The following is a 26,730-nucleotide window of genomic DNA, read 5'->3' on the forward strand; positions in this document are numbered from 1 at the left end:
CACGTGTGATGGGACGCCGCGCCGGCTCACGCCAGGTGTGCCCGGACGGCTTCCAGGGTGTCTGCCTCCGCCGGTGCCTTGTCCTCGCGGTAGCGCACGACCCGGGCGAAGCGCAGCGCCACCCCGCCCGGGTAGCGCGTCGAGCGCTGCACCCCGTCGAAGGCGACCTCGACCACCTGCTCGGGACGCACGTGGACGACGTGCCCCTCCCGGTGGGTCTCGAGCCCCAGGAACCGCTCGGTCTGCCACGCGAGGACCTCGTCGGTCATCCCCTTGAAGGTCTTGCCCAGCATCACGAGCCCGTCGTCGGGCCCGTCGGCGGCCCGGGCGGCGAGGTGGATGTTGGAGAGCATCCCGCGGCGGCGTCCCGAGCCCCACTCCACCGCCACGACGACCAGGTCGAGGGTGTGCACGGGCTTGACCTTGACCCAGGCGGCGCCGCGTCGCCCCGCGGCGTACGGGGCGGCCGGGTCCTTCACCACGACGCCCTCGTGCCCGGCCGCGAGGACGTCGGCGAGGAACGCCGACGCCTCGGGCTCCGACGCGGTGACCAGCCGCGGGGTGCGGTGCGCGACGGGGACCAGCTCCTCCAGGAGCCGCCAGCGCTCGGCGGCCGGGGCGTCCAGCAGGTCGGTGCCGTCGAGGTGCAGCAGGTCGAAGAAGTACGGCGTGACCGCGGCGTCCGACTCCGCCCGCGCCACCCGCGACGCCGTCTCCTGGAACGCGCGAGGCCGACCGTCGGGGCCGACCAGCAGCGCCTCCCCGTCGAGGACCAGGGAGGAGACGGGCAGGGCGGCCACCACCGCGACCACCTCGGGCAGCCGGGCGGTCACGTCGTCCAGGGAGCGGGTCCAGACCCGGGTCTCCTCACCGCGCCGGTGCACCTGCACCCGGATGCCGTCGAGCTTGGTGTCGACCGCCACGGCACCCTCCGCGCGGGCCAGCGCGGTCGGCAGGTCGGGGGCGCTCGAGGCGAGCATCGGCAGCACGGGGCGCCCGACGTCGAGGCCGACCGCCTCCAGGGCGGGGGCGCCGTCCCGCAGCGCCGCCGTGACGACGGCGACCGTGCTGCCCGACAGCATCGCCGCACGGCGCACCAGCTCCAGCGGCACCCCGGAGGCCCGGGCCACCGCCTCCTGGAGCAGCGCGTCGAGGGCGCCCTGACGCACCTGGCCGGTGAGCACGGCGCGGAGCCACTGCTGCTCAGGTGCGGTGGCGCGCGCCAGCAGGGCCTCGAGGGCGGCGGCCCGGGCGGCCTGCGACCCCGGGCCCGAGAGGACCGACAGCGCGTCGAGCGCCTCGTGCACCTCGCGCACGGTGAGGCCGGGGGAGTCCGCGGGCGCCGGGAGCGTGGCGAGGCTGCGCCACCCCACGCCGGTGCGGCGCTGCAGCACCCGGCCCGACAGGTAGGCGGCGACGACCTCCGCCTCGTCTGGGGTCGCCTCGGCGAGGACCGGCGCCAGGGCCAGCACCTTGGCCTTGCGGGAGCGGGTGGCGGCGGTCTCGGCGGAGGCGCGGACGACGCGGTCGAGCAGCACCCTCAGCCCCCGACCCGGTCGCGGACCTCGTAGAGCTCGGGGAAGAACGTGAGGTCGAGGGCGCGCCGCAGGAAGTCGACGCCGGAGGACCCGCCCGTCCCGGTGCGGTGGCCGATGGTGCGCTGGACCACCTGCAGGTGGCGGAAACGCCACTGCTGGAAGGCGTCCTCGAGGTCGACGAGCTCCTCGCAGGTCTCGTAGACGCCCCAGTGGGCGTCGGGGTCGGCGTAGACGGCCCGGAAGACCTCCACCACGCCGGGGTGGGAGCGGTGGGCGCGGGTCCGGTCGCCCTCGAGGACCTCGCGCGGCACCGGGTGGCCCAGCCGGGCCAGGTGGGCGAGGAACTCGTCGTAGAGGGAGGGCTCGTGGAGCAGCCGCTCGAGCGTGGCGCGAGCGGTCGGGTCGTGGGTGAAGACCTCGACCATCTGCGGGTCCTTGTTGCCCAGGAGGAACTCGACCTCCCGGTACTGGGCCGACTGGAACCCCGACGAGGTGGCGAGGAAGGGGCGGATCTGCGCGTACTCGCTCGGGGTGAGCGTGGCCAGCACCGACCACTGCTCGGTGAGGGTGTGCTGGACGTGCTTGACGCGCGCCAGCCGCTTGAGCGCGGGGCCGAGGGCGTCGGCGGCGACGAGGTCGCGCGCCGACCGCAGCTCGTGCACCAGCAGCTTGAGCCAGAGCTCCGTGGTCTGGTGCTGGACGATGAAGAGCATCTCGTCGTGCTGCGGGGGCGAGGAGAGCGGCACCTGGGCGCCGAGCAGCTCGTCGAGGTGCAGGTAGTCGGCGTAGGTCAGCGTCCCGGCCAGGTCTCGCCGGACCGACTCCTCGAGCGCTCGTCGGTTCTCCTCGGACTCCATCACCCCACCCTAGGACCCGCCCCGCCCGTGGCCGCGACCTCGAGGACGAAGCGGTCCCACGGCACCCGCGGGTCCCGCCCGGTGAGCTCGCGGACCCGACGCAGGCGGTACCGCATGGTCTGGGGGTGGCACCCCGCAGCCTCCGCCGCCTCCGTCGCGCTGCCGGTCGCCAGGAACGCGTCCAGCCCGGAGAGGAGCGCGGCCCTGCCGTCCAGCGGGCCGAGGACCAGCCGGCGGAGCCGTCCGGGGTCGGCGTCGCGGTGGCCGGCCACCACCGCGAGCGTGGCCGCGTCGGCGTCGTCCAGCACCGGGCGCGCCACCCGGGCCCGGGCGGGGGCGGCGGCCAGCGCGTGCAGGGCGAGGCGGTGCGCGCGGGCGAGGTCGCCCGGACGGTGGTCGGCGAGCAGGACGGCGGTGACGCCGAGGCGCAGGCACGCCTCCCGAGTTGCCGCGGCCGCGGTCGGCGGCAGGAGGACGGCGGTTATGTCGTCGCGGGACCGGGCGAGGTACGGCGACCCGTCGGGCTCGACCGGCAGCGCGTCGAGGAGGTCGGCCCAGGCGCTGGTCCAGTCCCCGGCCGAGTCCCCGGTCGAGGCACCCGTCACCGCGGGCCCGGCGACGAGGAGCACGGGCCGCTCGGGCAGCCGGACGCCGAGCTCTCGGCTGCGGGCGCGGACCGCCGCGGGCGTCGCGTGCCGTCCGACGAGCAGGTCGTCCAGCAGGTCTGCCAGGGCCCGCTCCCGGTCGGCGCCGACCCGCCGCGAGGCTGCCTCGTGGCCGGCGTACAGCGCCTCCGAGAGCGCGTCGATGCTGGCCATCCAGAGCCGGGCCAGCGCGAGGGCGTCGGGCACGTCGAGGCGGTCCGCGGCGCGCTCGGCCACCAGGTCGGTGACCTCGGACCCCGCCACCCGGTAGGCGCGCAGCACCACGGGCAGGGGTCGGCCGTCGAGCGCCCGCGCGGCCCCGATCCCGCGGAACCGCTGCAGGTCGGCCTCGTCGAGGTGGCCGTCGGTGGCCCAGGCCTCCAGCACCCGGGTGATGCCCCAGCCGGCGATCGCCGCGACCTCCTGGAGCTGTGCCGGCTCGAGCGCGTCGTAGGCCGGGATGCGGTGCCGGACGGCGTCGACCACCCGGGCCGTGAGCGCGGGGAGGTCGGCGAGCAGCTCCTCCCGGACGCGGGAGCGGGCGGGGGTGGTCACGGACTGAGCATAGGAGTTGTCAGTCGGTGAGCAGGTGCCTTGACCAGTGGGCCGCCGGTCCGGAGGCTCCCGCCATGACCCCTGACGCCCCGCCCCCGTCCTCCTCCGTCCCCGGTGCCCGCGAGGCGGACGTGCTCGTCGTCGGCCACGGGCTCGCGGGCCTCGTGGCGGCCGCCGAGGCGGCGGACGCCGGACGCCGGGTGCTCCTGCTGGACCAGGAGGGGGAGCAGTCGCTGGGCGCGCAGGCGCACTGGAGCCTCGGCGGGCTCTTCATGGTCGACACCCCGGAGCAGCGCCGGATGGGGATCCGGGACAGCCACGAGCTGGCGCTCGCCGACTGGCTCGGCAGCGCCCAGTTCGACCGGCCCGAGGACCGGTGGCCGCGAGCCTGGGCGGAGGCCTACGTCGACTTCGCGGCGGGGGAGAAGCGGGCGTGGCTCCGCGGGATGGGGCACCGGGTCTTCCCCGTGGTCGGCTGGGCCGAGCGGGGGGACGGGCGCGCCGAGGGCCACGGCAACTCCGTGCCTCGCTTCCACCTCACCTGGGGCACGGGCCCGGGCGTCGTGGCGCCGTTCGAGCGCCGCGTGCGCGAGCACGTGGCCGCCGGCCGGATCACCTTCGCCTTCCGGCACCGTGTCGACGAGCTGGTGGTCACCGCCGGGGCGGTCACCGGGGTGCGTGGGGCGGTGCTCGCGCCCACCGACGCCCCGCGGGGCGTGGCCAGCAACCGGGACGTGGTCGGCGACTTCGAGGTCGGGGCGGAGGCCGTCGTGGTGACCTCCGGCGGCATCGGCGGCGACCACGACCTGGTCCGCAAGGCGTGGCCGAGCCGCCTGGGCACCCCTCCACGGACGATGGTCGCGGGGGTGCCGGCCCACGTGGACGGGCGGATGGTGGGGATCTCGACGGCCGCGGGAGCCCACCTGATCAACCCCGACCGGATGTGGCACTACGTCGAGGGCGTGCGCAACTGGGACCCGGTCTGGGCCAACCACGGCATCCGCATCCTCCCCGGCCCCTCCTCCCTCTGGCTCGACGCCGAGGGGAACCGGCTGCCGGCCCCCTACCTGCCCGGCTTCGACACCCTCGGCACCCTCCGGCACCTGCGGGGCACCGGCTACGACTACTCCTGGTTCGTGCTCACCCGGAAGGTCATCGAGAAGGAGTTCGCGCTCTCGGGGTCGGAGCAGAACCCCGACCTCACCGGCAAGGACGTGCGCCTGCTCCTCTCCCGGGTCACCGGCGACGGCCCGCCCGCGCCGATCCAGGCGTTCCTGGACCACGGGGAGGACTTCGTCGTCGCCGACGACCTGTCCGAGCTGGTCGCCGGGATGAACAGGGTCGGCACCGACGCCACCGTCGACGAGGGGAGGCTCCGGCGGCTGCTCGAGGCCCGGGACCGCCAGCTGGACAACCCCTACGGCAAGGACGCCCAGGTCACGTTCCTGCGGTCGCACCGGCAGCACCGCGGCGACAAGATCGTCCGTACCGCCCGTCCCCACCGGTTCCTCGACCCGGCCAACGGCCCCCTGATCGCCGTCCGCCTCAACATCCTGACCCGCAAGACGCTCGGGGGCCTCGAGACCGACCTGGGCGGCCGCTGCCTGACCAGCGGCGGCGAGGTGCTGCCCGGGCTGTACGCCGCCGGCGAGGTCAGCGGCTTCGGCGGCGGCGGGATGATGGGCTACAACGCCCTGGAGGGGACGTTCCTGGGCGGCTGTCTCTTCTCAGGCCGCGCGGCGGGCCGGACCGCCGCGGCCGACCTGGCCTGAGCGGCCTCGGCCGCCGGGCTACCGTCGGGGCGTGAGCAAGTCCCAGGTGCGACGGTGGCGACCGGAGTGGCCCTGTCCCGTCGCGCGGGTCCTCGGGCAGCACCGGCGCGGCCCGGGCGACCCCACCCACCGGCGGGTGGGGGAGACGACCTGGCGGGCGATGCGGACCCCGGACGGGCCGGCCACGCTGCGCGTCCTCCCGCGTGCCGGCGAGGGCGTCGTGGAGGCCGAGGCGTGGGGGACCGGCGCCGGCTGGGCCCTCGAGCGCCTGCCCGCCCTGCTGGGCGCCGAGGACGACCTCACCGGCTTCGAGCCGCGCCACCCCCTGGTGGCCGAGGGGCAGCGGCGCAACCCGCACTGGCGGCTCTCGCGGAGCGGGCTGGTGATGGAGTCGCTGCTCCCCTCGATCCTCGAGCAGAAGGTGACCGGCCAGGAGGCCTTCGCCGGGTTCCGGCGGCTGGTCCGGCGCTTCGGCGAGCCGGCGCCGGGGCCCGAGCAGGACCTGTGGCTCCAGCCGGACGCCGCGCGGCTGCGCCAGGTGGCGTCGTGGGAGTGGCTCCAGCTCCACGTCGACCACGCCCGCTCGCGCGCGGTGGTGCGGGCGGCCCGGGTGGCCGACTCCCTGCAGCGGCTCGTCGAGGCGGGTCCCGAGGAGCTCGACCGTGGCCTGTGCAGCCTCCCGGGGATCGGGGTGTGGACGAGCGCGGAGGTCCGGGCGCGGGTGCTCGGCGACCCGGACGCGGTCAGCTTCGGCGACTACCACGTCGCCAAGGACGTCGGCTGGGCCGTGACCGGCACCCCGTTCACCGACGAGGAGATGGCCCGCTTCCTCGAGCCGTGGCGCCCGCACCGCGGACGGGTCGTGGCCTACCTGGGGATGGGCGTGGGCCGGCGACCGCGCCGGGGACCACGGATGGCGCCCCGCACCCACCTGCCGGGCGGCCCGGTGGGCCGCCGGACCTGACCGCGCCGGACCTGACCGCGCCGGACCTGGCCCTCAGAGCCTGGCCCCTCAGAGCAGGGGGCGCAGCGGCGCCAGGACGAACTCGGTGAACTTGCGGTGCAGGTCGCGCGCCTCCCACTCCTGGCGGGTCAGCTCCAGGGTGTTGGACTCGTCGACCTCGAAGATCGCCTCCATCATCTCCGCCATCGCCTCGTCGATCACCTCGACGTTGATCTCGTAGTTGCCGGTGAGGCTGAGCCGGTCGACGTTGGCCGTGCCGACCGTCGTCCACTGGCCGTCGATGGTGGAGGTCTTCGCGTGGACCATGGCGTCCTTGTAGCGCAGGATCCGGACGCCGGCCGCCAGGAGCTGGGAGTAGTACCCGCGGGAGATCCAGTCGGCCACGATGTGGTTGGACTTCAGCGGGAGCAGGATCCGCACGTCGACCCCGCGGCGGGCCGCCAGCACCAGGGCGTCGACGAAGTCCTGGTCGGGGATGAAGTAGGCGTGGGTCATCCAGATGTTGCGGGCCGCCCGGTTGATCGCCTCCAGGTACATCGACCGGATCGGGAACATCCACAGCCGCGGGATGTTCCGCGAGAGCCGGATCCTCGGCTCCCAGGTGGAGCTGGCCTCCAGCAGCAGCGGCGGCTCGCTGGGGCGCAGGCGGTTGCGCCGGTGCAGGTTCCAGAAGTCGGCGAAGGCGCGCTTGAGGTCCCAGACGGCGGGCCCGGTGACCGCGACGTGGGTGTCGCGCCACTCGGTGGCGTACGGCGTCCCGATGTTGTAGCCGCCGACGAAGGCGACGGTGTCGTCGACGACGAGGATCTTGCGGTGGTCGCGCCCGTAGCGGCTCAGGTCCCAGAACCGGAGCCCGGCGTTGTAGACCGGGTAGCGCAGCACCTTGAGGCTCCGCGGGAAGCGCTTGAACCGCGGGGAGACGACCAGGTTGGCGAAGGCGTCGTAGATGCAGTACACCTCCACGCCCCGACCCGCCGCCGCGACCAGCGCCCGCTTGAACGCCTCCCCGACCTCGTCGGCCTTCCACATGTAGGTCTCGAAGAGGACCAGCCGCTCGGCGGCGTCGATCGCGGCCAGCATGTCGTCGTACAGGTCCCGGCCGTAGGTGTAGGCGGTCACCGTGCCCTCGCCGATCTCGACCGTGCGCGGCGGCGTGCGCGGGAAGGGCGTGGGCTTCTTCCCCCGCCGCCGGTAGGAGTCGACGAGCGTGAGCGCGACCGCCAGCAGGAACGGCGTGCCGACCACGGCCGCGAGGGCCCGCCGCACGGTCCGCAGGAGGCGGTCGGGACTGGGGCTGCGGCTCACGGGCACACCCTAGCGAGCGGCGGGGAGCACGCCGCTCAGCCCGCGTGCACGGTCGCGGCCTGGGCCATCCGCTCCAGCGAGTACTCGGTGATCCGGATGAGCGCCTGCTTGGCCGACTCGCGGTCGCGGGCGTCGAGCCGGATCATCGGCACGTGCTGCGGGACGGCGAGGGCCTCGCGGATCGCCGCCAGCTCGTACTGCCGGGTGCCCTGGAACTGGTTGACCGCGACGATGAAGGGGATGCCCTTCTCCTCGAAGTAGTCCAGCGGCGAGAACGCCTCGTCGAGCCGCTCGGTGTCCACCAGCACGATGGCGCCGATCGCCCCCTGGCAGAGGTCGTCCCACATGAACCAGAACCGCTTCTGCCCCGGGGTGCCGAAGAGGTAGAGGACGAGGTCCTCGTCCAGGGTGATCCGCCCGAAGTCCATCGCGACGGTGGTGGTGCGCTTGTTCGGCACCTGGGCGAGGTCGTCGACCCCCTGGGACTCGTTGGTCACGAGCGCCTCGGTGCGCAGGGGCGAGATCTCCGAGACGGTCCCGACCAGCGTGGTCTTGCCGACGCCGAAGCCGCCGGCCACGACGATCTTGGTGGAGGCCGAGGGCCGGGGGCTAGATGGCACGAAGTCCACGGAGGGTCCTTTCGATGAGGTCCCGACGCTCGTCCTTGGAGGACCGGTCGGTGATGGTGGCCTGCACCGCGACGAACCCGGTGTCGACGAGGTCGCCGAGCAGCACCCGCACGACGCCGAGGGGCATGCCGACGAGTGCCGACACCTCGGCCACGGAGCGGCGGTCGCAGACCTGGGTGATGCGGGTGATCGCCGGGTTGGGCCAGGTGCGCTCGCGGGCGGCGGGCTCGAGCACCAGGGTCGCCTCCATCGGGAGGGAGACCCGGGGCGTGGTGCGCCCGGCGGTCAGGACGTAGGGACGGATCCGGGCGACGTGCCCGGAGTCGTCGTCCCAGTCCTGGTCATGGGAGGACACGGGAGGTCACCTGGTCGCGACCGCGGTGCGGGGCTGGGCCTGGACCATGCGGCCCACCCGGTCGACGAGCAGGGCCATCTCGTAGCCGACCTGGCCGATGTCGGCGGACTCCTGGGTGAGCACGGCCAGGTTCGAGCCGTCGCCCACGCTCATCAGCAGCAGGAAGCCGCGCTCCATCTCCACGACCGTCTGGAGCACCGGGCCGCCGTCGAAGAGGCGCGAGGCCCCCAGGGCCAGGCTGGCCAGGCCGGAGGCGACGGCCGCGACCTGGTCGGCCCGGTCCTCGGGCAGGCCCTGGCTGGCGGCCATCAGGAGCCCGTCGGCGGAGACCAGCACGGCGTGCGCCGTCCCGGGCACCTCGTCGACGAAGCGCGAGACGACCCAGTCGAGGTCGCGGGACTCGGTCGGGGTGTGCTCGTTCATGCGGGGCCTGCTTCCTCGGGGATGGGGGCGTTCTGGGTGGTGGCGGAGCGGCCGCGGCTCACTCCGGAGACGTGGGCGTTGAGTCGCGCCCGGACGGCCTCGGGGTCCCGCAGCGGCGCGGCCGGGGCGGGGGCGGCCGCGGCTGTGCCGGGCACCAGGCGGTTCCCGGGACGCCGTTGGGGGAGACCGCTCTCGGTGCGCTCCGCGACCTGCTCGGTCGCCGCCTGCGCGGCCCGCCAGCCCGCGTCGGCGTCCGCGGGTCCCCAGTGGTCGCCCTGGCCGAGCCAGCTCGACTGGAGGGAGGCGAAGATGGGGCTCTCCCCGGGCTCGACCGGGGGACGGCCGTGGTTGATCGTCTCGTACGGCGCCTGCAGCGGGTCGTTCAGCAGGTCCGGGAGCGGCTCGGCCAGGGCCGTGGCGGTCCCGGCGCGCGGCTCGGCGACCGGGCGGGCCGCCGGGACGGGGGCCGGCTCCTCGGCGTCCGGCGGCGGCAGCTTGATCTCCCGGCGGGGCAGCAGCGGCACCCGGTAGTCCGAGGCGTCGCGCAGCGACGTGCCGGGCGTGTCCGCGTCCCCGGACCCGGGGGCGGTCCCGCCCTCGGCACGCGGCAGGAGCGGGGTCGGCGCGGGAGGCGCCGGGACGGGGTCCGGCTCCACGGCCGGGGTCGGCGCCGGGCGGTCGAACATCCCGGTCGGGGCCGACTCGGCGTCCGCCCCACGGGAGGCGCCGGGACGCCGCTGGGGCAGGCCGGTGACGGCGTTGATCGCCGCCACGATCGGGTCGACCGGGGGTGCGCCGAGCGCGGGCCCGGCGGTCCCGGCGCCCGCCCCCGCGAGGGCCGGGGCGCCGGAGGGGACCGGAGCCGGCGCGGGCGGGTCGACCGGCGTCAGGGAGACCGGCTGGGCGGCCAGCAGCGCGGGCGGCAGGACGACGGAGGCGAGCACGCCGCCGCGCGAGTTGGTCGCCAGCTGCACCGTGATCCCGTGCCGGCGGGCGAGCCGGCTCACCACGAAGAGACCCATGCGGCGTGCGGTGTCGGGGGTGACCTCGCCACCGGAGCGCAGCATCTCGTTGAGCGCGTCCATCTGCTGCCGCGACATCCCGAGCCCGGAGTCGTTGACCCGGATGACCGTCTCGTCCACCGACGTGGTGGTGGTGACCTCGACCGTGCAGCTGGGCGGGGAGAAGGAGAGGGCGTTGTCGATCAGCTCGGTGAGCAGGTGGACGACGTCCGCGGCGGCACTGCCGTCGATCTTCTCGGTGGGGAAGCCCATGATCTGGACCCGCTCGTACTGCTGGACGCCGCCCGCGGCGGCCTGGATGACGTCGCCCGCCGACATCGCCGGCTGCTCGCGCTGCCGCACGGGGGCGTCGGAGAGGATCACCAGGCTCTCGGCGGTCCGGCGCATGCGGGCGGCCAGGTGGTCGAGGCGGAACAGGCTCTGCAGCCGCTCCGGGTCGTCCTCGTCCTGCTCGAGGCGCTCGATCAGGCTGAGCTGCTGGTTGACCAGCGAGGTGTTGCGGCGGGACAGGGTCACGAACATCTCGCCGACCTGCGACTTGATCCGGGCCTCGCCGGCCGCGAGGCGCACGGCGGCGCGGTGCATGTCGTCCACCGCGCGGGCCAGCTGGCCCATCTCCTCGTTGGTGGTCACGTCGATCGGCTCGATCTCATCCGGGTCCTCGCCGGCGCGGATCCGCGCGACGGTGGCGGGGAGGGTCTCGTTGGCCACGACCAGCGCCTCGTCCCGCACCCGCAGCACCGGGCGGACGAGGAGGCGGGCGACGAAGAGCGCCAGCAGGACGGCGAGGAGCAGGGCGCCGGCGGTGACGCCGGCGCTGACGAGGGCGTCCCGCTCGGCGTCCTCGGCCCACTGGGACAGGGTCGCCTCGGTGTCGTCGAGGATGCTGCTGATCAGCTGGTCGTAGAGGGCGAAGGTGCTCGCGTAGGGCTGGTCCACGTTGCCCGCGACGACCTGGGCGCGCCGGGTCTCGCTGGCCTGGGAGAGGCCGAGGACGATCTCCTCCGCGCCACGGATCCGCAGCAGCTGGTCGAGGGCCGCCTGCTCCATGCCGAGGTCGCCGTAGACGTCGTAGGCGTCGTGCACGTCGCCGGTGGTCCGGTCGACCTGGATCTGCTGGACGGTGAAGGCCAGCCGGCCGCCGATCGCGAAGGCGAGCTGCGGCAGGTGCGGCTCGGGGACGAGCTGGTCGCTGACGACGAGGTCGGCGAACTCCTGGATGCCCGCGTAGAGCATCCGCAGCTGGCCCAGCAGCGGGGCCGTCTCGGCGTACCCGGACTCGTCCTGCAGGGCGATGCTGGCACCGATCGTGCGGTCGAGGGTGCGACCCTGCTCGCCGGTGAGGTCGGCGGCGTCCCGGCGCTCCTGCAGCACCTGGGCGGTCTCGCGGACCGCGGCGAGGGCCTCGGCGCGCTCGGGGGCGCCGCGCTCGGTGCTGTGCAGGACCACCGCGGCCTCCTCCACGGCGTCGAAGTAGTCGACCAGCGGGTGCAGCACGGTGAGCTGCGCCTGGGTCGACTCGACGTCGCGCAGGTCGCGCACGGCGTCGGAGACCCGGAGCCCGCCGAAGACGGCTGCCAGGAGCATCGGCACGGTGAGCACGAGGGCGAGCTTGCGCCGCATCGGCCACTCGGGGACGTGCAGCGAACGGGAGCGGCGGGCCGTCCCCTCGGGGGCTGGGCGCTTCTTCGACATGGACCCTCGTTCAGTCGCGTGCGGGCGGGTGGTTCGCTGTGAACCTAGGCAGCGGCGGGCACCTGCGTGACCGAAAGCCCCCAACCGTGTCGAGCGTCACGCGACGCCCCCGCGTGGCGGGGTGGACCGGCTAGGACCACCAGGACTGTCGGAGGGCGCGCGTAGGCTCGACGCATGCGTCCAGTGACCGACCTCGAGCGCCGTGTCGCCCCGTTCCGGGTGGAGTCCGACTACTCGCCCTCGGGCGACCAGCCCTCGGCCATCGCCGAGATCAGCCGACGGATCCGCGACGGCGTCCAGGACGTCGTCCTGCTCGGCGCCACCGGCACCGGCAAGACGGCCACGGTGGCGTGGGTGGCCGAGCAGGTGCAGCGCCCGATGCTCGTCCTGCAGCCCAACAAGACGCTCGCGGCGCAGTTCGCCAACGAGCTGCGTCAGCTCTTCCCGGGCAACGCGATCGAGTACTTCGTCTCCTACTACGACTACTACCAGCCCGAGGCGTACGTCCCCCAGACCGACACCTACATCGAGAAGGACTCCTCCATCAACGAGGAGGTGGAGCGGCTGCGGCACTCCGCCACCAACTCGCTGCTCACCCGGCGCGACGTCATCGTCGTCTCCACCGTCTCCTGCATCTACGGCCTCGGCACCCCGCAGGAGTACGTCGACCGGATGATCCGGCTCAAGGTGGGGCAGGAGCACGACCGCGACCAGGTGCTGCGGCAGCTGGTCAACATCCAGTACACCCGCAACGACATGAGCTTCACCCGCGGCACTTTCCGGGTCCGCGGGGACACGCTCGAGATCTTCCCGGTGTACGAGGAGATGGCGGTCCGGGTGGAGTTCTTCGGCGACGAGATCGAGCGCCTGATGACGCTCCACCCGGTCACCGGCGAGGTGCTCACCGAGGACGAGGAGCTCTACGTCTTCCCGGCCACCCACTACGTCGCCGGACCGGAGCGCATGGAGCGGGCGATCCAGGGGATCGAGCACGAGCTCGCCGAGCAGCTGGCGACCTTCGAGCGGCAGGGCAAGCTGCTGGAGGCGCAGCGGCTGCGGATGCGGACCACCTACGACGTCGAGATGATGCGCCAGGTCGGCTCGTGCTCGGGGATCGAGAACTACTCGATGCACATCGACGGCCGCCAGCCCGGCTCGGCGCCGAACTGCCTCCTGGACTACTTCCCCGAGGACTTCCTGCTCGTCGTCGACGAGTCCCACGTCGCGGTGCCGCAGATCGGCGGCATGTACGAGGGCGACATGTCGCGCAAGCGCAACCTCGTCGACCACGGCTTCCGGCTGCCCAGCGCCATGGACAACCGCCCGCTCAAGTGGGAGGAGTTCCTCGAGCGGATCGGGCAGACGATCTACCTCTCCGCGACCCCCGGCGACTACGAGCTGGACCGGGTCGGCGGCGTCGAGCACGCGGTCGAGCAGATCATCCGGCCCACCGGCCTGGTCGACCCCGAGGTGGTGGTGAAGCCCACCAAGGGCCAGATCGACGACCTGATCCACGAGATCCGCGAGCGGACGGCGAAGAACGAGCGGGTCCTGGTCACCACGCTGACCAAGAAGATGTCGGAGGACCTCACCGACTACCTGCTCGAGGCCGGGATCCGGACGCGCTACCTGCACTCCGAGGTGGACACGCTGCGCCGGATCGAGCTGCTGCGCGAGCTGCGGATGGGGGAGTACGACGTCCTCGTCGGCATCAACCTGCTCCGCGAGGGGCTCGACCTCCCCGAGGTCTCCCTCGTGGCGATCCTCGACGCCGACAAGGAGGGCTTCCTGCGCTCCGACAAGTCGCTGATCCAGACGATCGGCCGCGCCGCCCGCAACGTCTCGGGCCAGGTCCACATGTACGCCGACAAGATCACGCCCTCCATGGAGGCGGCGATCGACGAGACCAACCGGCGCCGCGAGAAGCAGGTCGCCTACAACCGCGAGCACGGGATCGACCCGCAGCCGCTGCGCAAGAAGATCGCTGACATCACCGAGATGCTCGCGCGCGAGGACGAGAACACCGCCGAGCTGCTGGCGACCTGGCAGGGGACCGGGGCCCGGGGCGACAAGTCCAAGAAGGCGCCGGTCCCCGGCCTGTCGAGGATGAAGACCGCCGAGCTCCACGAGAACCTCCCCGACACGGCCGGGATCCCCTCCACCGACCTGGCCGAGCTGATCCAGCAGCTGACCGAGCAGATGCGGACCGCGGCCGCCGAGCTGCAGTTCGAGGTCGCGGCCCGGCTGCGCGACGAGATCGGCGACCTCAAGAAGGAGCTGCGCCAGATGATGGAGGCGACCAGATGAGTGCGCTGCGCGAGATCCAGGTGACGTTCGACGCCCACGACCCCGACCGGCTCGCCCGGTTCTGGGCCGAGGCCCTGGGCTACCGGCTCCAGCCGGCCCCGCCTCCCTTCGCCGACTGGGACGAGGCGCTCGACGCGTGGGGCGTGCCGCCCGAGGCGCGGGGCTCGAAGTCGGCGATCGTGCCGCCGGAGGGGGCGTCGGGGCCCCGCCTGTTCTTCCAGCAAGTCCCCGAGTCCAAGACGGCCAAGAACCGGGTCCACCTCGACGTCCGGGCGGCGGCGGGAGTCACCGGTGAGGAGGCGCTGGCGGTCCTGGAGGGCGAGGCCGAGCGGCTCGTCGCGCTCGGCGCGACCCGCCTCCGCCGGTCGGAGGCGGGGGAGGAGCCGGGGAGCGACGGCTACCTCGTGATGGCCGACCCCGAGGGCAACGAGTTCTGCCTCGACTGACGTGCCGGGCCGGGACGTGCCGGGACGTGCCGGGCCGGGACAGGTCTGGCCAGGCCGGGACGGGCGGGATCCCTCAGGAGCCGCTGCGGGCCCGGGCGACGGTCAGCCCGACGAGCCGGGAGACCACGAGGGCGACGTAGAGCACGCCCGTCACCTGCTCCACCATGACGACCGACCGGGCGTGGTCGGCCACGGGCAGCACGTCGGAGAGCCCGACGCTGGTCAGGGTGGTGAACGACAGGAAGAGGAGGTCGAACCACGGCAGGGGGTCGCCCTCGGGTGCGCCGAACGAGCCCGGCCAGACCACCTGGACGGCGGCGAACACGTGGGCGAAGGCCCAGGCCACCACGGTGAAGGCGGCGCCGGTCGCGAAGAGCTCGTCGCGGGTGACGCGCTCGTCCTCGTAGAGGTAGCGGATCAGCGCGTACGAGACGTAGAAGTAGAAGGGCGCGTGCAGCACCGCCGAGGCCAGCACCACCCCGCCCTGGTCGGGCAGGTTCGCCTCCAGGAGGGTGAGGACCAGCGCCGGGCCGCCGAGCACCACGGCGACCCAGCCGAAGGCCGGGGTACGGCGCACGGCCACCACCGCCGCGAGGACGACCACCATGTTGAGGACGCCCAGCGCCCCGCGCCCCAGCGCGGTGTGGTCGAAGAACGGGTAGGCCAGGACGGCCGTCAGCTGGGCCGCCAGCAGGCCTGCCGACGGGTGCGTGCGGACGACGCGGAGGAGGGGGGCGGGCTTCACGGTGCGGTCCGGGGGACGGTGGTCGCGGTGACGGCACGGCCTGGCATGGCGTGAGGCTACTGCGCGCAGGCCTGCGGCTCGTCTCCCCGCGCGCGTCGCCGCCGGGTGCTATACCTGACCCACCGGACCCCGGTCGGGGTTGCCAGCGCTGACGGAAGGACCGTCCATGAGCCTCGTCGAGACCGACCTCCTGGTGCTGGGAGCCGGGCCCACGGGGCTCTTCGCGACCTACTACGCCGGCTTCCGGGGCCTGCGGGTCGCCGTCGTCGACTCGCTCCCCGAGCTGGGCGGACAGGTGACGGCGATGTACCCCGAGAAGGCGATCCTCGACGTCGCCGGCTTCCCGCGCGTCAAGGGGCGCGACCTCGTGGCGGGGCTGGTGGAGCAGGCGGCCACGGCGTCGCCCACCTACCTGCTGGAGCGGACCGCGACCACCCTGGAGCACCACGACGACCACGTGCTGGTCGGGCTCGACGACGGCACCACCGTGCGGGCCGGGGCGGTGCTGGTGACCGCCGGGATCGGCAAGTTCAGCCCGCGGCCGCTGCCGGCGGGCGAGGGCTGGCTCGGCCGCGGCCTGGCGTTCTTCGTGCCCAGCTTCGAGCCCTACCGGGACAAGGACGTCGTCGTGGTCGGCGGCGGCGACAGCGCCTTCGACTGGGCCCTCCACCTCGAGCCGCTGGCACGCTCCGTGACGCTGGTCCACCGTCGCGAGGCCTTCCGGGCGCACCAGCGGACGGTGGAGCAGGTGCGCGCCTCGCGCGTCGGGCTCGTCACCCGGGCCCAGGTCACCGCGCTGCGCGGCGGCGACCGGCTCGAGGAGGTCGAGGTCGTCGTCGACGGCGAGGAGCCACTGACCCTGCCCTGCCAGGCGGTCGTGGCGGCCCTCGGGTTCGTGGCCGACCTCGGCCCCCTGCAGGAGTGGGGCCTCACCACCTCCAAGCGGCACCTCGTGGTGGACTCCGCGATGCGGACGAACTTGCCTCGGGTCTTCGCCGCCGGCGACGTGACCGACTACCCCGGCAAGGTCCGCCTGATCGCGGTCGGCTTCGGCGAGGCGGCGACCGCGGTGAACAACGCCGCCGTCACCCTCGACCCCGAGGCGCACGTCTTCCCGGGCCACTCCAGCGAGGGCTGATCCGCTCCCACGGCGACACCGGCAGCGGGGAGTCCCTCGGCCCCAGCCCCAGTCCAGCCCAGTCCCTCAGTCCCGCAGGACGAGGCGGACGGCGGCCTCCATCCGGGCGCTGGTCCCGGCGTCGTCCAGCCGGCCGTTGACCCACGCCACCATGGCGGCGAACCACAGGTCGGCGACCACCTCGGCCAGCGCACGGTCCTCGGGCGAGGGGTCGCCGCGCCGGATGGCCCCGGCCACCAGGCCGGTGAACAGGTCCAGGACCCGGTGGATCGGCTCGCTGACCGTGTGGTCCGCGAACATGAAGGCGCGGGTCACGGCCTCGGTGAGGCGCGGGTCCCCCTGCAGGTCGGCTCCCGCCGCGTGCAGGACGGCGACGACCCGGTCGGCCGCGGTCGCCCCCGCGACCGGCGCCTCCGCCAGCCGCTCGCGGACCCCGACCAGCTCCTCCTCCAGCACCTCCACGAGCAGGTGGGTCTTGGAGGGGAAGTAGCGGTACAGGGTCCCCAGTGCCACGTCGGCCCCGTCGGCGACCGCCCGCATCTGCACCGCGTCGTACCCGCCGGCGCGGGCCAGCTCCCGGGTGGTCGCGAGGATCCGGCGGCGGCGCTCGAGGCGGGAGTCCTCGCGGGAGGTGCTTCCCGTCGCGGGGGACGACCCCGCGCGTCCGGCGTCCGACTGCCCGTTCCCGGCCTCCATGGAACCCCCAGCTCCCCGTGGTCCGACGCCCCGGCTGTGACCCAGCACTCAGGTCGGCGCGGAACAGCGCCCGGGGCGCGTCCGTTGACCGGGTGCAGACGGTACCAACCGTGGGACGTGATAGAAACTCGTTTCACCTGTCGTAGGAAGGCCCTGGCGATGCGAGTTGCACTGCTGTCCTACCGGAGCAAGCCACATTGTGGTGGTCAGGGCATCTACGTCCGGCACCTCAGCCGCGAGCTGGTCGCCCTCGGCCACGACGTGGAGGTCTTCTCCGGCCAGCCGTACCCCGTCCTCGACGAGGGCGTGCGGCTGACCAAGGTCCCGTCGCTGGACCTCTACCGCGAGCCCGACCCCTTCCGGGTGCCGAGGCTGCGCGAGTTCCGCGACCTGGTGGACGTCGAGGAGTTCCTCACGATGTGCACCGCCGGGTTCCCCGAGCCCAAGACGTTCAGCACCCGGGTCGCCCGCCTGCTGAAGGACCGGGTGGACGACTTCGACGTGGTGCACGACAACCAGGTCCTCGGCTACGGGATGCTCGAGGTGGAGAAGATGGGGCTCCCGCTCGTCACGACACTCCACCACCCGATCACCTTCGACAAGCGGATCGACATCGCCGCGGCCCCCACCCTGCGCAAGAGGCTCTCGCTGCGCCGCTGGTACGGCTTCCTGCGGATGCAGGTGAAGGTCGCCCGGCAGGCACGCAAGATCCTCACCCCGTCGGAGTCCTCCAAGCGCGACATCGTGCGCGACTTCGGCATCGACCCGGCCCGGCTCGAGGTCATCCTCCTCGGCGTCGACGACGTCTTCGTGCCCCCGACGAAGCCGCGGGTGCCCGGCCGGATCCTGGCGATGGCCAGCGCCGACGCCCCGATGAAGGGGATCGCGACGCTGCTCGAGGCCTTCGCCAAGCTCCGCACCGAGCGCGACGTCGAGCTGCTGCTGGTCACCAAGCCCGTGCCGGGGGGCCGCACCGAGCAGCTCATCGACACCCTCGCCATCGGTGACTCCGTGCGGTTCGTGCACGGCGTCTCCGACTCCGAGCTCGTGGAGATCATGGGCTCGGCCGAGGTGGCCTGCGTCCCGTCGCTCTACGAGGGGTTCTCGCTGCCGACGGCCGAGCTGATGGCCTGCGCGACCCCGCTCGTGGTCTCCCGCGCCGGGGCGATCCCCGAGGTGGTCGGGCCCGACGGCGAGTGCGCCGACCTGGTCACCCCCGGCGACGTCGGCGAGCTGGTGGAGGCGCTGGGCGCCCTGCTCGACGACCCCGAGCGCCGGGAGCGGATGGGCAGCGCCGGGCGCCAGCGCGTCATGGACATGTTCAGCTGGCGCGCGGTCGCCAAGGCGACCGCCGCGGCGTACGAGGAAGCGATCGACGACTACCGGGCCGAGCGGTCCGACGAGAGGGAGACCCGTGCTGACCGTTGACTTCGACCGGCTGGGGCTGCGCCCCGGCGACCGGGTGCTCGACATGGGCTGCGGCGCCGGCCGCCACGCCTTCGAGATGTACCGCCGCGGGGCCGACGTCGTCGCCTTCGACCAAGACGCCGACGAGCTCTCCAACGTCCGCGACCTCTTCGTCGCGATGAAGGAGGCCGGCGAGGTGCCCGACGGTGCCGAGGCCGACGTCAAGGAGGGTGACGCCCTCGCGCTGCCCTTCGGCGACGGCGAGTTCGACCGCGTCGTGGCGGCCGAGGTGCTCGAGCACATCCCCGCCGACATCCAGGCGATCGACGAGCTGGTCCGGGTGCTCCGGCCGGGCGGCACCCTCGCGGTGTCGGTGCCCCGGTGGCTGCCCGAGGTCATCAACTGGAAGCTCTCCGACGACTACCACAACACCCCCGGCGGCCACATCCGGATCTACACCGACAAGGAGCTGGTCGACAAGATCAGCAAGGCCGGGCTGCGCCACGACGGCGTTGCCTACGCCCACGGCCTGCACTCGCCGTACTGGTGGATCAAGTGCGCGGTGGGCGTCGACAACGACGAGCACCCGCTGGCCAAGGCCTACCACAAGCTCCTCGTGTGGGAGATCATGGAGCAGCCCAAGGTGCTGCAGTGGGCCGGTCGGGTCCTGGACCCGCTGATCGGCAAGAGCATGGTGCTCTACTTCACGAAGCCCGATGTCGCCTGAGGTCCCCGAGGTCCCGGGCGTCCTGACGGCGCACCAGGTCGCCGAGACGGCCGCGTCGATCGCGGCCATGCAGGAGCCCAGCGGCGCGATCCCCTGGACGCCGGGGGACAAGACCGACGTCTGGAACCACGTCGAGGCGGCCATGGCGCTCCTCGTCGGCGGCGAGGTCGAGGCCGCCGAGCGCGCCTACGAGTGGACGCTGGAGGTGCAGCGCCCCGACGGCTCCTGGCCGATGAAAGTCGTGGAGGGCGTCGTCGAGGACGAGAGCGGCGAGACCAACATGTCGGCCTACCTCGCGGTCGGCGTGTGGCACCACTGGCTGGTCCGCCGCGACCCGGCGTTCGTGGCCCGCTTCTGGCCGGCGGTGCGTCGCGGGCTCGACTGGGTCGTGTCGCAGCAGCTCCCGTTCGGCGGCATCGCCTGGTCGCAGGAGTACGCCGACGGCGTGCCCGGCCGCGTCAACGCCGAGGCGCTGGTGGCCGGCTCCTCGAGCATCCACCACGCCCTGGCCGCCGGGGTCGCCCTCGCCGACCTCGTGGGCGAGCCGCAGCCCGGGTGGGAGCTGGCCGGTGGCCGGCTGGGCCACGCGCTGCGCGAGCACCGCGACCTCTTCCTGGACAAGTCCGAGTTCTCGATGGACTGGTACTACCCGGTCCTCGGCGGAGCGGTGCGTGGCCGGGCCGGGCTCGACCTCGTCGAGGAGCGGTGGGGGACCTTCGTGGTCCCCGACCTCGGCATCCTCTGCATCTCCAGCAACCCCTGGGTCACCGGGGCCGAGACCTGCGAGCTCGTGATGGCGCTCGAGGCCCTGGGGGACCGCGCCCGCGCCCTGCGGCTCTTCACCGAGATGCAGCACCTGCGGGACACCGGGGGCCGGTACTGGACGGGGTACGTCTACCCCGACGAGGTGAACTGGCCGGTCGAGCACACGACGTACACCGCGGCCGCCGTCGTGCTGGCCGCCGACCAGCTCTCCGGCACCACGCCGGGCGCCGACATCATGCGGGGCACCACCCTGGCGAGGTTCGACGAGATCGGCCTCGAGTGCGGGTGCCGGTCAGCCGACTCCGCGGAGCACGCCGGGCGTCCCTGAGGTCCGGCGCAGCACCCGCATCGAGCCCAGCGCCTCCACCTCGGTGAACTCGCCGCTCCCGAGCGCGCGGAGGAAGACGTGGTACGGCGGCTGGCCGCCGTCCGCGGGGTCGGGGAAGACGTCGTGGATCACGAGCATCCCGCCCGGCTGCACCCAGGGCGCCCAGCCGGCGTAGTCGTTCTGCGCGTGCTCCTCGGCGTGGCCGCCGTCGATGAAGAGCAGGGACAGCGGGGTGCGCCAGTGCCGGGCGACCGTGGCGGAGTGGCCCACCACCGCCACGACGTGCTCCTCCAGGCCGGCTCGCTCGAGGGTGCGCCGGAGGAAGGGGAGGGTGTCCATCCGGCCCGTCGCCGGGTCGACCACCTCGGGGTCGTGGTGCTCCCAGCCGGCCTGGTTCTCCTCGCTGCCGTGGTGGTGGTCGACGGTGAAGACCGTCCCGCCGACGGCCAGCGCCGCGGCGCCGAGGTGGACGGCCGACTTGCCGCAGTAGCTGCCGACCTCGAGGGCCGGGCCCTCGGGCAGCCGCTCCAGCGCGTACCGGTGCAGGAGCAGGCCCTCCTCCTCGGGCATGAACCCCTTCACCTCGCGGGCGAGGGCGAGCAGCTCGGGCGGCATGGTCGTGGTCGTCATGCGCGCATCCTTCACGACGCCTCCACCGGCAGCCCCAGCCGGTACCGGTTCCAGTGCCACGACAGGTACCGCTCGACCGCGCGGACCACGTGGGCCGAGCGGATCGAGTGGAAGACGTCGAACGCGTGCTGGGCGCCGGTGAGCTCGGCGTAGACGACGGAGGCGCGCGACTCCCGGCGCAGCGCCGCGACGAAGGCCCGGGCCTGGCGCACGTCGACCAGGGAGTCGTCCCGGCCGTGGACGACGAGGAAGTCGGGAGCCTCCGGGGTGATCCGCAGGATCGGGGAGGCGGCCTCGAAGGCCTCGGGGTCGTCCCGGAACCTCTTCCGCAGGACCCGGGGAGCGAGGAAGAGGTCGCGCATCAGCTCGACGCTGCGCAGCCCGGTGGCCCCGGCGAAGTCGTAGACGCCGTAGACCGGGACGGCGGCCCGCACGCTGGTGTCGGCCTCCTCGAAACCCGGCTGGTAGCGCGCGTCGCCGGGGGTCAGGGCGGCCATCGCGGCCAGGTGGCCGCCCGCGGACCCGCCGGTCACCACGACGTACGCCGGGTCGCCCCCGTGCTCGGCGACGTGCTCGTGCACCCAGGCCAGCGCCCGCTTCACGTCGACCAGCTGCGTGGGGAAGGGGTGCCGCGGGGCCAGGCGGTAGTTGACCGCCACGCAGACCCATCCCTTCGCCGCCATGTGCTGCATGAGCGGGACCCCCTGCTGGTCCTTGCGGCCGACGGTCCAGCCACCGCCGTGCACCTGCACCAGCACGGGCGCTCCGCGCAGGTCGTGCGGCTCGACCGGCCGGTAGACGTCGAGGTGGCCGCGGCGCCCGCCCTCGACGTAGGGGATGTCGCGCTCGACCCGAACCCGCACGTCGCCCATCCGGAACGGGGTCAGCACCGAGCGCCACGGGACGGCCAGGTCGGCCGGGGTCGGTGGCGCGTCCAGCTGCTCGACGTAGTCCACGCCCAGCCCCTCCACCAGCGCGGCCTCGACCTCCTCGCGGGTCCGGCCGCCCAGCTGCACCAGCCGGGCCAGCCCGAGCGTCGAGGCAGCCGCGAGGGCCAGGGCGACGCGGTCGCCCGTCGTACGCCGCCGGGCCAGGTGGGCGGCCGCGTCCACCACCGTCCACGCGAGCAGGTGCGGGGCGAGCTCCCCGGTCAGCCACCCCGCCGGGAACGCCCCGACACCGCGCCGGAAGCCGCGTGGCGGGCGCAGGGCGTTGGCCGTGAGGGCAGCGGTCACGAGCTGGCGGCGGAGGAAGGACACGTCGCGGATGCTACGGGCGCCCTGTCAGGGCTCGATCAGCCCGACCCGGATGGCGTAGCGGGTGAGCTCGGTGCGGTCCCGCATCCCGAGCTTGCCGAGGATGTTCTCCCGGTGCCGCTCAACCGTACGGGGACTGATCGTGAGGAGCCGGGCGATCTCGCGGGACGAGTGGCCCTCCGCGATCAGCTTGACGACCTCGTCCTCGCGGGCGGTGAGGACGGCCCGGGGGAGGCGCTCGCCGCGCCGCAGCCGCTGCAGGTAGTCGCGGACCAGAACGCTCTCGGCCTGCGGGTAGAGGAACGACTCCCCGCGCAGCGCCGCCCGGCAGGCGGCGACCAGGTCCCGGTCGGCCACCGACTTGAGGACGTAGCCGCAGGCGCCGACGCGCAGGGACTCGAAGAAGTACTGCTCGTTGTCGTGCATCGACAGCAGCAGGATCGGGGGCGGGTCGGTGCGCCGGGAGATCTCGCGCGCGGCCTGGAGCCCGGTGAGGCGCGGCATCGCCACGTCCAGCACGACGAGGTCCAGGGGGACCCGACGGACCTCGGCCACGGCCTCCGCCCCGTCGGCGGCCTCCGCGACCACCTCGAGGTCGGGCTCCGCGTCGAGGATCATCCGCACCCCCCGGCGCACCAGCGCGTGGTCGTCGGCCAGCAGCACCCGCGCGACCCCGGTCGTCACGGGGTCGGCTCCGTCCGGCTGGGGAGCGGGACGCGGAGCGTCACCCGGGTGCCGCCGCCGTCGCGCGCGGCGACCTCCAGAGTGCCGCCGACGAGCGCGGCGCGCTCGCGCATGCCGCGCGTGCCGACGCCCTCCGCCCGACCCGCGGTGCCGCGGCCGTCGTCGGCCACCGTGAGCTCGAGCAGGTCGCCCTGCAGGCCGAGGTGCATCTCGACCGTCCGCGCCTCGGCGTGCCGGGCGACGTTGGTCAGCGCCTCCTGCGCCACCCGGAAGACGACGAGCTCCAGCTCGTCGCCGAGCGGGGGCAGGCCGGGCAGCACGCCGCGCCGGACGAGCACGTCACCGGTGCCGAAGAGGTCGTTGGTGAGCGCGGCCAGGGCGCTGCGCAGGCCGAGGTCCTCGAGGACGTGGGGGCGCAGGTGCCGCGCGACCGACCGGACCTCGTCCAGGCTCGCCCGGACGCCCTCGCGCAGTCGCTCCAGCCGGTCCTGCAGCTCCGGGGGTGCGTCGGCGCCCAGCGCCGTCAGCTCGAGCAGCACCGCCGTCAGCGACTGGCCCACCCCGTCGTGCAGGTTCTGGGCGATCCGGCTGCGCTCGGCCTCCTGGGCGGCGAGCGCGGCGACGGCGTTCTCCCGGCGGCTCTCCTCGATCCGGTCGAGCAGGTCGTTGACCGAGTGGGCGAGGCGGCCCGCGAGGCCGGGGGCGGTCGTGGGCAGCCGCTCGAGCGGCTCGCTGGACCGCGCGTGGTCGAGCTGGGCGGGGAGCCGGTCGAGGGGCGCGAGCACCCGTCGTACCAGCCAGGTGCCGGCCGCCACGAGGAGCAGGGCGCCCGCGGCCAGCACCGCGAGCTCGGAGGCCCGGGTCCGCGGCGACACGTGGGCCGGGGTGAGCGCCAGGGCGGCGGCGCCCAGGCCCAGGAGCACCGCGAGGGTGAGCGCCACCCGGGTGGAGAGCGGTGTCGCGGCCGGCGGGGACATGGCGCAAGCCTCCACCGGGAGCGCGCCGGGTGTCCACGCGGGGTGGTGCCGGGTGCCCGACCGGCCGGCACCGCGACCGACGTGGGGACGGGATCCCATGTCGCGGGGCGGCCCGGACCGGAACCATGTGCGACAGCATGGACCTGAACTTCGCCATCGGCGCCGCCAGCCTCGTCCTCCTCTCGGGAGTGGCGGCCGTCCGCGTGTCCGCGCGCGCGGGCCTGCCCAGCCTCCTGCTCTACCTCGTGATCGGGCTGGCCATCGGCGAGGCCGGTCTCGGCCTGGAGTTCGAGGACCTCCAGCTCACCATGGTGCTCAGCACCCTGGCGCTGGCCGTGATCCTGGCGGAGGGCGGCTTCAGCACGCGGTGGGACGTGATCCGGCCGGTCGTGGGGCTCTCCGGGCTGCTGGCCACGGCGGGGGTGGCGATCAGCGTCGCCGTGACCGCGACCATCGCCTACGTCGGCCTGGACGTCGACGTGCGGACGGCCCTGCTGCTGGGGGCCGTCGTGGGGTCGACCGACGCCGCCGCCACCTTCTCGATCATGCGCCGCCTCCCGGTGCGGCCCCGGATCAGGGCCACGCTCGAGGCCGAGTCGGGCTTCAACGACCCGCCGGTGATCATCCTCGTGACGGTGGTGGCCAGCGACGCATGGTACGAGGCGCAGGGGCTGGAGATCGCCGGCCTCGTGCTCTTCCAGCTCGTCACCGGCCTCGTCACCGGCCTCGCGGTGGCGTGGGCCGGGCAGTGGCTGCTGTCGCGCAGCGCCCTGCCGGCCGCCGGCCTCTACCCGCTGGCCACCTTCGCCATCATGTTCCTCGCGTTCGCCGCCGCCGGGGTGGCGGGCGGCAGCGGCCTGATGGCGATCTACGTGGCCGGGATGTGGCTCGGCAACGCCTCCCTCCCGCACCGCCAGGTCACCGCGGGCTTCGCGGACGGGATGGGCTGGCTGGCCCAGATCGGGCTCTTCGTGCTGCTCGGGCTCCTCGCCAGCCCGTCGCGGCTGCCCGAGGCCGTGGTCCCCGCCCTCATCGTGGGAGTGGGGCTGACCTTCGTGGCCCGGCCGCTCTCGGTCGCGCTCTGTGCCGCCTGGTGGCGGGTCCCGTGGGGCCACCAGGTCTTCATCTCGTGGGCCGGCCTGCGCGGGGCCGTGCCCATCGTGCTGGCCACGATCCCCATCACCCAGGGGCTGCCCGAGGCCGAGCGGGTCTTCGACGTGGTCTTCCTCCTGGTCACCAGCTTCGTCCTGATCCAGGCGCCGTCCCTGCCGTGGCTGGCCCGGCGCACCGGGGTCGTCGTGGAGCGGGCCGAGGAGATCCAGGTGGAGTCGGCCCCGCTGGAGTCGATCGACGCCAGCCTGCTGCAGTTCGAGGTCCCGCAGGGGTCCCGCCTCGTCGGCGTCTTCGCCGACGACCTCCGGCTCCCGCCGGCCGCCGTCCTCGCGCTGGTCGCCCGCGACGGGCAGGTGAGCACCCCGGGCCGGCACACGTCGCTGCGGGCCGGGGACCAGCTGCTGCTCGTGGTCCCCGACCACGTGCGGCGAGAGACCGAGCGCCGCCTGCACGCGATCAGCCGGGACGGCCGGCTGGCCGTCTGGCTGGACGGCGGGCGTCCCGCGGGCACCGGCCAACCGGGCACCGTGAAGAATGGGGGCCATGACGACGTACGGACGGCGGAGCTGGCAGCCGGACGACGACGTCTTCCCGGACTCCCCGGACGACGGGGACCGCGACCGGTTCCGTGAGGTGCTGGGGCGGTTCGCCAGCGGCGTCACCGTCGTGACGGGCACCAGCGGGGGCGTCCCCGTGGGGCTCACCTGCCAGAGCTTCACCAGCCTCTCGCTCGACCCGCCGCTGGTGCTCTTCTGTCCCTCGCGGGCGTCCCGGGCCTGGCCGCTGATCGCGCGGACCGGCGCGTTCTGCGTCAACGTCCTGGCCGCCGACCAGGCCGAGGTGTCGCACGTGATGGCCAGTCGCGGGATCGACAAGTTCGCCGAGGTCGCGTGGGCGCCCTCCGCGCACAGCGGCAGCCCCGTCCTGGCCGGCGTGCTGGCCCACCTCGACTGCACGGTCGAGGCGGTGCACGACGGCGGCGACCACCACGTCGTGGTCGGTCGCGTGCAGCACCTGCAGGTGGACCGCGAGGGGGAGGGGCTCCTCTACTTCCGCGGGGGCTACGGGAGCACCGGACCGACGGAGCCGGTGGACGTCGCCGCCGGGCCCGGGGCGACCGGTCAGCCGAACGTGTAGCCGAACTCCGCGACGTCCTTGGCGTAGACCTCGGCGACCCGCTGACGGGTCCGGTCGTCGTAGAAGTCCTGCCAGGGGCCGACGCTCCAGGTGTTGCGGCGGGGCGGCTCGGTCTCGGGCAGGCCGAGCCGACGCTGCACCACCGCCAGGTCGGCGGCGAGCCGCTCGGTGCGCCCGATGTGGTCGGCCCGGCGGCGGGGGGTCGCGAGGAAGTCGACCTGCGGGGTGGCCAGCCGCTCGTGCTCGACCGTGCCGCGGAGGACGAACTCCTCGAAGTCGGCGTACGCCGCGACGGCCCGCCACAGGGGGTTCCCGCCGCGCGGGCCGTCCTGCTCGACCTGCGGCTTGCCCGAGGCGGGACCCAGCCGGTGGTTCCAGCGGTCGATCATCGACCACCACGAGACCATCCGGCTCCACGGGTTCCGCACGAAGCCGAACGTCCAGTAGTCCACCAGGGCGGGCTCCTGCTGCAGCACCCAGCGCAGCCGGGGGTGGCGCCGCGGACCGAGGTCGCGCAGGTCGTCCGCGCCCTCGCGGACGACGGTCTCCACCGTGACGCCGCCGGTCTTCGGGACGTGGATGAAGAGCAGCCGGTGGGCGTCGGAGATCAGCACC

General features: G+C 74.0%; 25 protein-coding genes. 10 read left to right on the forward strand and 15 right to left on the reverse strand.

Annotated features, from left to right (window positions below; all coding sequences use genetic code 11):
- Positions 1–26 precede the first annotated feature (26 nt).
- From DNK53_RS15915 to DNK53_RS15925, 3 genes are read right to left on the reverse strand one after another with little or no spacing between them, the layout of a single operon-like run.
- On the reverse strand, positions 27–1,538 hold the full coding sequence (locus DNK53_RS15915) for an ATP-dependent DNA ligase (RefSeq protein WP_110183315.1): 1,512 nt from the start codon (positions 1,536–1,538) through the stop codon (positions 27–29).
- Positions 1,539–1,540: 2 nt separating this feature from the next.
- Positions 1,541–2,395: a tryptophan 2,3-dioxygenase gene (locus DNK53_RS15920; RefSeq protein WP_110183566.1), complete on the reverse strand. Its 855-nt coding sequence runs from the start codon at positions 2,393–2,395 to the stop codon at positions 1,541–1,543.
- On the reverse strand, positions 2,395–3,594 hold the full coding sequence (locus DNK53_RS15925) for a helix-turn-helix domain-containing protein (protein WP_110183316.1): 1,200 nt from the start codon (positions 3,592–3,594) through the stop codon (positions 2,395–2,397). Before DNK53_RS15925 ends, DNK53_RS15920 begins: the two co-directional genes overlap by 1 nt.
- Positions 3,595–3,668: 74 nt before the next feature.
- Between DNK53_RS15925 and DNK53_RS15930 the strand changes: the two genes are divergently transcribed.
- On the forward strand, positions 3,669–5,366 hold the full coding sequence (locus DNK53_RS15930) for an FAD-binding dehydrogenase (protein ID WP_110183317.1): 1,698 nt from the start codon (positions 3,669–3,671) through the stop codon (positions 5,364–5,366).
- A 31-nt stretch (positions 5,367–5,397) separates the two neighbouring features.
- Entirely contained in the window at positions 5,398–6,330 is a 933-nt protein-coding gene (locus DNK53_RS15935) for a DNA-3-methyladenine glycosylase family protein (protein ID WP_110183318.1), read from the forward strand.
- Positions 6,331–6,378: 48 nt separating this feature from the next.
- On the opposite strand, the gene DNK53_RS15940 is transcribed toward DNK53_RS15935, so the two are convergent.
- The 5 genes from DNK53_RS15940 to DNK53_RS15960 are packed head-to-tail and all read right to left on the reverse strand — an operon-like array spanning position 6,379 to position 11,759.
- On the reverse strand, positions 6,379–7,635 hold the full coding sequence (locus DNK53_RS15940) for a phospholipase D-like domain-containing protein (protein ID WP_110183319.1): 1,257 nt from the start codon (positions 7,633–7,635) through the stop codon (positions 6,379–6,381).
- Between the two features lie 35 nt (positions 7,636–7,670).
- A complete protein-coding gene (locus DNK53_RS15945; protein WP_110183320.1) occupies positions 7,671–8,264 on the reverse strand; it encodes a GTP-binding protein in 594 nt (197 codons plus the stop codon).
- Entirely contained in the window at positions 8,245–8,619 is a 375-nt protein-coding gene (locus DNK53_RS15950) for a DUF742 domain-containing protein (protein WP_110183321.1), read from the reverse strand. Before DNK53_RS15950 ends, DNK53_RS15945 begins: the two co-directional genes overlap by 20 nt.
- Positions 8,620–8,625: 6 nt before the next feature.
- Positions 8,626–9,042 carry a roadblock/LC7 domain-containing protein gene (locus tag DNK53_RS15955; RefSeq protein ID WP_110183322.1) on the reverse strand — a complete coding sequence of 139 codons (417 nt, stop codon included), beginning with the start codon at positions 9,040–9,042 and terminating at the stop codon, positions 8,626–8,628.
- Positions 9,039–11,759, reverse strand: a complete 2,721-nt coding sequence (locus DNK53_RS15960) for a sensor histidine kinase (RefSeq protein ID WP_110183323.1) — start codon at positions 11,757–11,759, stop codon at positions 9,039–9,041. Before DNK53_RS15960 ends, DNK53_RS15955 begins: the two co-directional genes overlap by 4 nt.
- A gap of 174 nt (positions 11,760–11,933) precedes the next feature.
- On the opposite strand from DNK53_RS15960, the gene uvrB reads away from it, so the two are divergent.
- Positions 11,934–14,066 carry an excinuclease ABC subunit UvrB gene (uvrB, locus tag DNK53_RS15965; protein WP_110183324.1) on the forward strand — a complete coding sequence of 711 codons (2,133 nt, stop codon included), beginning with the start codon at positions 11,934–11,936 and terminating at the stop codon, positions 14,064–14,066.
- The gene (locus DNK53_RS15970; protein WP_110183325.1) at positions 14,063–14,512 is read left to right on the forward strand and encodes a VOC family protein; all 450 of its coding nucleotides are present in this window, start codon (positions 14,063–14,065) and stop codon (positions 14,510–14,512) included. The genes uvrB and DNK53_RS15970 overlap by 4 nt, the downstream gene beginning before the upstream one ends.
- A gap of 73 nt (positions 14,513–14,585) precedes the next feature.
- Here the strand turns inward: DNK53_RS15970 and DNK53_RS15975 are convergent, their stop codons facing one another.
- Positions 14,586–15,257, reverse strand: coding sequence for a potassium channel family protein (locus tag DNK53_RS15975; protein WP_110183326.1), 672 nt, complete (start codon positions 15,255–15,257; stop codon positions 14,586–14,588).
- A 166-nt stretch (positions 15,258–15,423) separates the two neighbouring features.
- On the opposite strand from DNK53_RS15975, the gene DNK53_RS15980 reads away from it, so the two are divergent.
- Positions 15,424–16,395, forward strand: a complete 972-nt coding sequence (locus DNK53_RS15980) for an NAD(P)/FAD-dependent oxidoreductase (protein WP_110183327.1) — start codon at positions 15,424–15,426, stop codon at positions 16,393–16,395.
- A gap of 66 nt (positions 16,396–16,461) precedes the next feature.
- On the opposite strand, the gene DNK53_RS15985 is transcribed toward DNK53_RS15980, so the two are convergent.
- On the reverse strand, positions 16,462–17,091 hold the full coding sequence (locus DNK53_RS15985; RefSeq protein ID WP_110183328.1) for a TetR family transcriptional regulator: 630 nt from the start codon (positions 17,089–17,091) through the stop codon (positions 16,462–16,464).
- Positions 17,092–17,250: 159 nt separating this feature from the next.
- Between DNK53_RS15985 and DNK53_RS15990 the strand changes: the two genes are divergently transcribed.
- Genes DNK53_RS15990 through DNK53_RS16000 form a run of 3 tightly spaced genes read left to right on the forward strand, consistent with a single transcriptional unit; the run spans position 17,251 to position 20,318 of the window.
- The gene (locus DNK53_RS15990) at positions 17,251–18,519 is read left to right on the forward strand and encodes a glycosyltransferase family 4 protein (RefSeq protein WP_110183329.1); all 1,269 of its coding nucleotides are present in this window, start codon (positions 17,251–17,253) and stop codon (positions 18,517–18,519) included.
- Positions 18,506–19,225 (forward strand): class I SAM-dependent methyltransferase, encoded by a 720-nt coding sequence (locus tag DNK53_RS15995; protein ID WP_110183567.1) that lies wholly within the window; start codon positions 18,506–18,508, stop codon positions 19,223–19,225. The genes DNK53_RS15990 and DNK53_RS15995 overlap by 14 nt, the downstream gene beginning before the upstream one ends.
- A complete protein-coding gene (locus DNK53_RS16000) occupies positions 19,215–20,318 on the forward strand; it encodes a prenyltransferase/squalene oxidase repeat-containing protein (protein WP_110183330.1) in 1,104 nt (367 codons plus the stop codon). Before DNK53_RS15995 ends, DNK53_RS16000 begins: the two co-directional genes overlap by 11 nt.
- On the opposite strand, the gene DNK53_RS16005 is transcribed toward DNK53_RS16000, so the two are convergent.
- From DNK53_RS16005 to DNK53_RS16020, 4 genes are read right to left on the reverse strand one after another with little or no spacing between them, the layout of a single operon-like run.
- Positions 20,283–20,948, reverse strand: a complete 666-nt coding sequence (locus DNK53_RS16005) for a class I SAM-dependent methyltransferase (protein ID WP_239456592.1) — start codon at positions 20,946–20,948, stop codon at positions 20,283–20,285. The two genes, DNK53_RS16000 and DNK53_RS16005, sit on opposite strands and share 36 nt — an antisense overlap.
- An 11-nt stretch (positions 20,949–20,959) precedes the next feature.
- On the reverse strand, positions 20,960–22,207 hold the full coding sequence (locus tag DNK53_RS16010; RefSeq protein WP_110183331.1) for an alpha/beta hydrolase: 1,248 nt from the start codon (positions 22,205–22,207) through the stop codon (positions 20,960–20,962).
- Between the two features lie 24 nt (positions 22,208–22,231).
- Positions 22,232–22,888: a response regulator gene (locus DNK53_RS16015; RefSeq protein ID WP_110183332.1), complete on the reverse strand. Its 657-nt coding sequence runs from the start codon at positions 22,886–22,888 to the stop codon at positions 22,232–22,234.
- A complete protein-coding gene (locus DNK53_RS16020) occupies positions 22,885–23,865 on the reverse strand; it encodes a sensor histidine kinase (RefSeq protein WP_162599985.1) in 981 nt (326 codons plus the stop codon). Before DNK53_RS16020 ends, DNK53_RS16015 begins: the two co-directional genes overlap by 4 nt.
- 137 nt (positions 23,866–24,002) lie before the next feature.
- Between DNK53_RS16020 and DNK53_RS16025 the strand changes: the two genes are divergently transcribed.
- Together DNK53_RS16025 and DNK53_RS16030 are read left to right on the forward strand one after the other, a co-directional pair.
- Entirely contained in the window at positions 24,003–25,610 is a 1,608-nt protein-coding gene (locus DNK53_RS16025) for a potassium/proton antiporter (RefSeq protein WP_239456593.1), read from the forward strand.
- Positions 25,522–26,115, forward strand: a complete 594-nt coding sequence (locus DNK53_RS16030) for a flavin reductase family protein (protein WP_110183335.1) — start codon at positions 25,522–25,524, stop codon at positions 26,113–26,115. Before DNK53_RS16025 ends, DNK53_RS16030 begins: the two co-directional genes overlap by 89 nt.
- Here DNK53_RS16030 and DNK53_RS16035 read toward each other — a convergent pair.
- A complete protein-coding gene (locus tag DNK53_RS16035) occupies positions 26,100–26,729 on the reverse strand; it encodes a sulfotransferase family 2 domain-containing protein (protein WP_110183336.1) in 630 nt (209 codons plus the stop codon). The two genes, DNK53_RS16030 and DNK53_RS16035, sit on opposite strands and share 16 nt — an antisense overlap.
- Position 26,730 lies beyond the last annotated feature (1 nt).

This window comes from Nocardioides solisilvae, assembly GCF_003194625.1.
Taxonomy (GTDB): Bacteria; Actinomycetota; Actinomycetes; order Propionibacteriales; family Nocardioidaceae; genus Nocardioides; species Nocardioides solisilvae.

What these genes read in the sequence shown, in the direction of transcription:
- DNK53_RS16020 (WP_162599985.1), bottom strand. Translation starts at nt 23,865, where the DNA reads ATGTCCCCGCCGGCCGCGACACCGCTCTCCACCCGGGTGGCGCTCACC.
- DNK53_RS15970 (WP_110183325.1), top strand. Translation starts at nt 14,063, where the DNA reads ATGAGTGCGCTGCGCGAGATCCAGGTGACGTTCGACGCCCACGACCCC.
- DNK53_RS16025 (WP_239456593.1), top strand. Translation starts at nt 24,003, where the DNA reads ATGGACCTGAACTTCGCCATCGGCGCCGCCAGCCTCGTCCTCCTCTCG.
- DNK53_RS16030 (WP_110183335.1), top strand. Translation starts at nt 25,522, where the DNA reads ATGACGACGTACGGACGGCGGAGCTGGCAGCCGGACGACGACGTCTTC.
- DNK53_RS15985 (WP_110183328.1), bottom strand. Translation starts at nt 17,091, where the DNA reads ATGGAGGCCGGGAACGGGCAGTCGGACGCCGGACGCGCGGGGTCGTCC.
- DNK53_RS15920 (WP_110183566.1), bottom strand. Translation starts at nt 2,395, where the DNA reads ATGGAGTCCGAGGAGAACCGACGAGCGCTCGAGGAGTCGGTCCGGCGA.
- DNK53_RS16000 (WP_110183330.1), top strand. Translation starts at nt 19,215, where the DNA reads ATGTCGCCTGAGGTCCCCGAGGTCCCGGGCGTCCTGACGGCGCACCAG.
- DNK53_RS15960 (WP_110183323.1), bottom strand. Translation starts at nt 11,759, where the DNA reads ATGTCGAAGAAGCGCCCAGCCCCCGAGGGGACGGCCCGCCGCTCCCGT.
- DNK53_RS15955 (WP_110183322.1), bottom strand. Translation starts at nt 9,042, where the DNA reads ATGAACGAGCACACCCCGACCGAGTCCCGCGACCTCGACTGGGTCGTC.
- DNK53_RS15980 (WP_110183327.1), top strand. Translation starts at nt 15,424, where the DNA reads ATGAGCCTCGTCGAGACCGACCTCCTGGTGCTGGGAGCCGGGCCCACG.
- DNK53_RS15990 (WP_110183329.1), top strand. Translation starts at nt 17,251, where the DNA reads ATGCGAGTTGCACTGCTGTCCTACCGGAGCAAGCCACATTGTGGTGGT.
- DNK53_RS16005 (WP_239456592.1), bottom strand. Translation starts at nt 20,948, where the DNA reads ATGACGACCACGACCATGCCGCCCGAGCTGCTCGCCCTCGCCCGCGAG.
- DNK53_RS15930 (WP_110183317.1), top strand. Translation starts at nt 3,669, where the DNA reads ATGACCCCTGACGCCCCGCCCCCGTCCTCCTCCGTCCCCGGTGCCCGC.
- uvrB (WP_110183324.1), top strand. Translation starts at nt 11,934, where the DNA reads ATGCGTCCAGTGACCGACCTCGAGCGCCGTGTCGCCCCGTTCCGGGTG.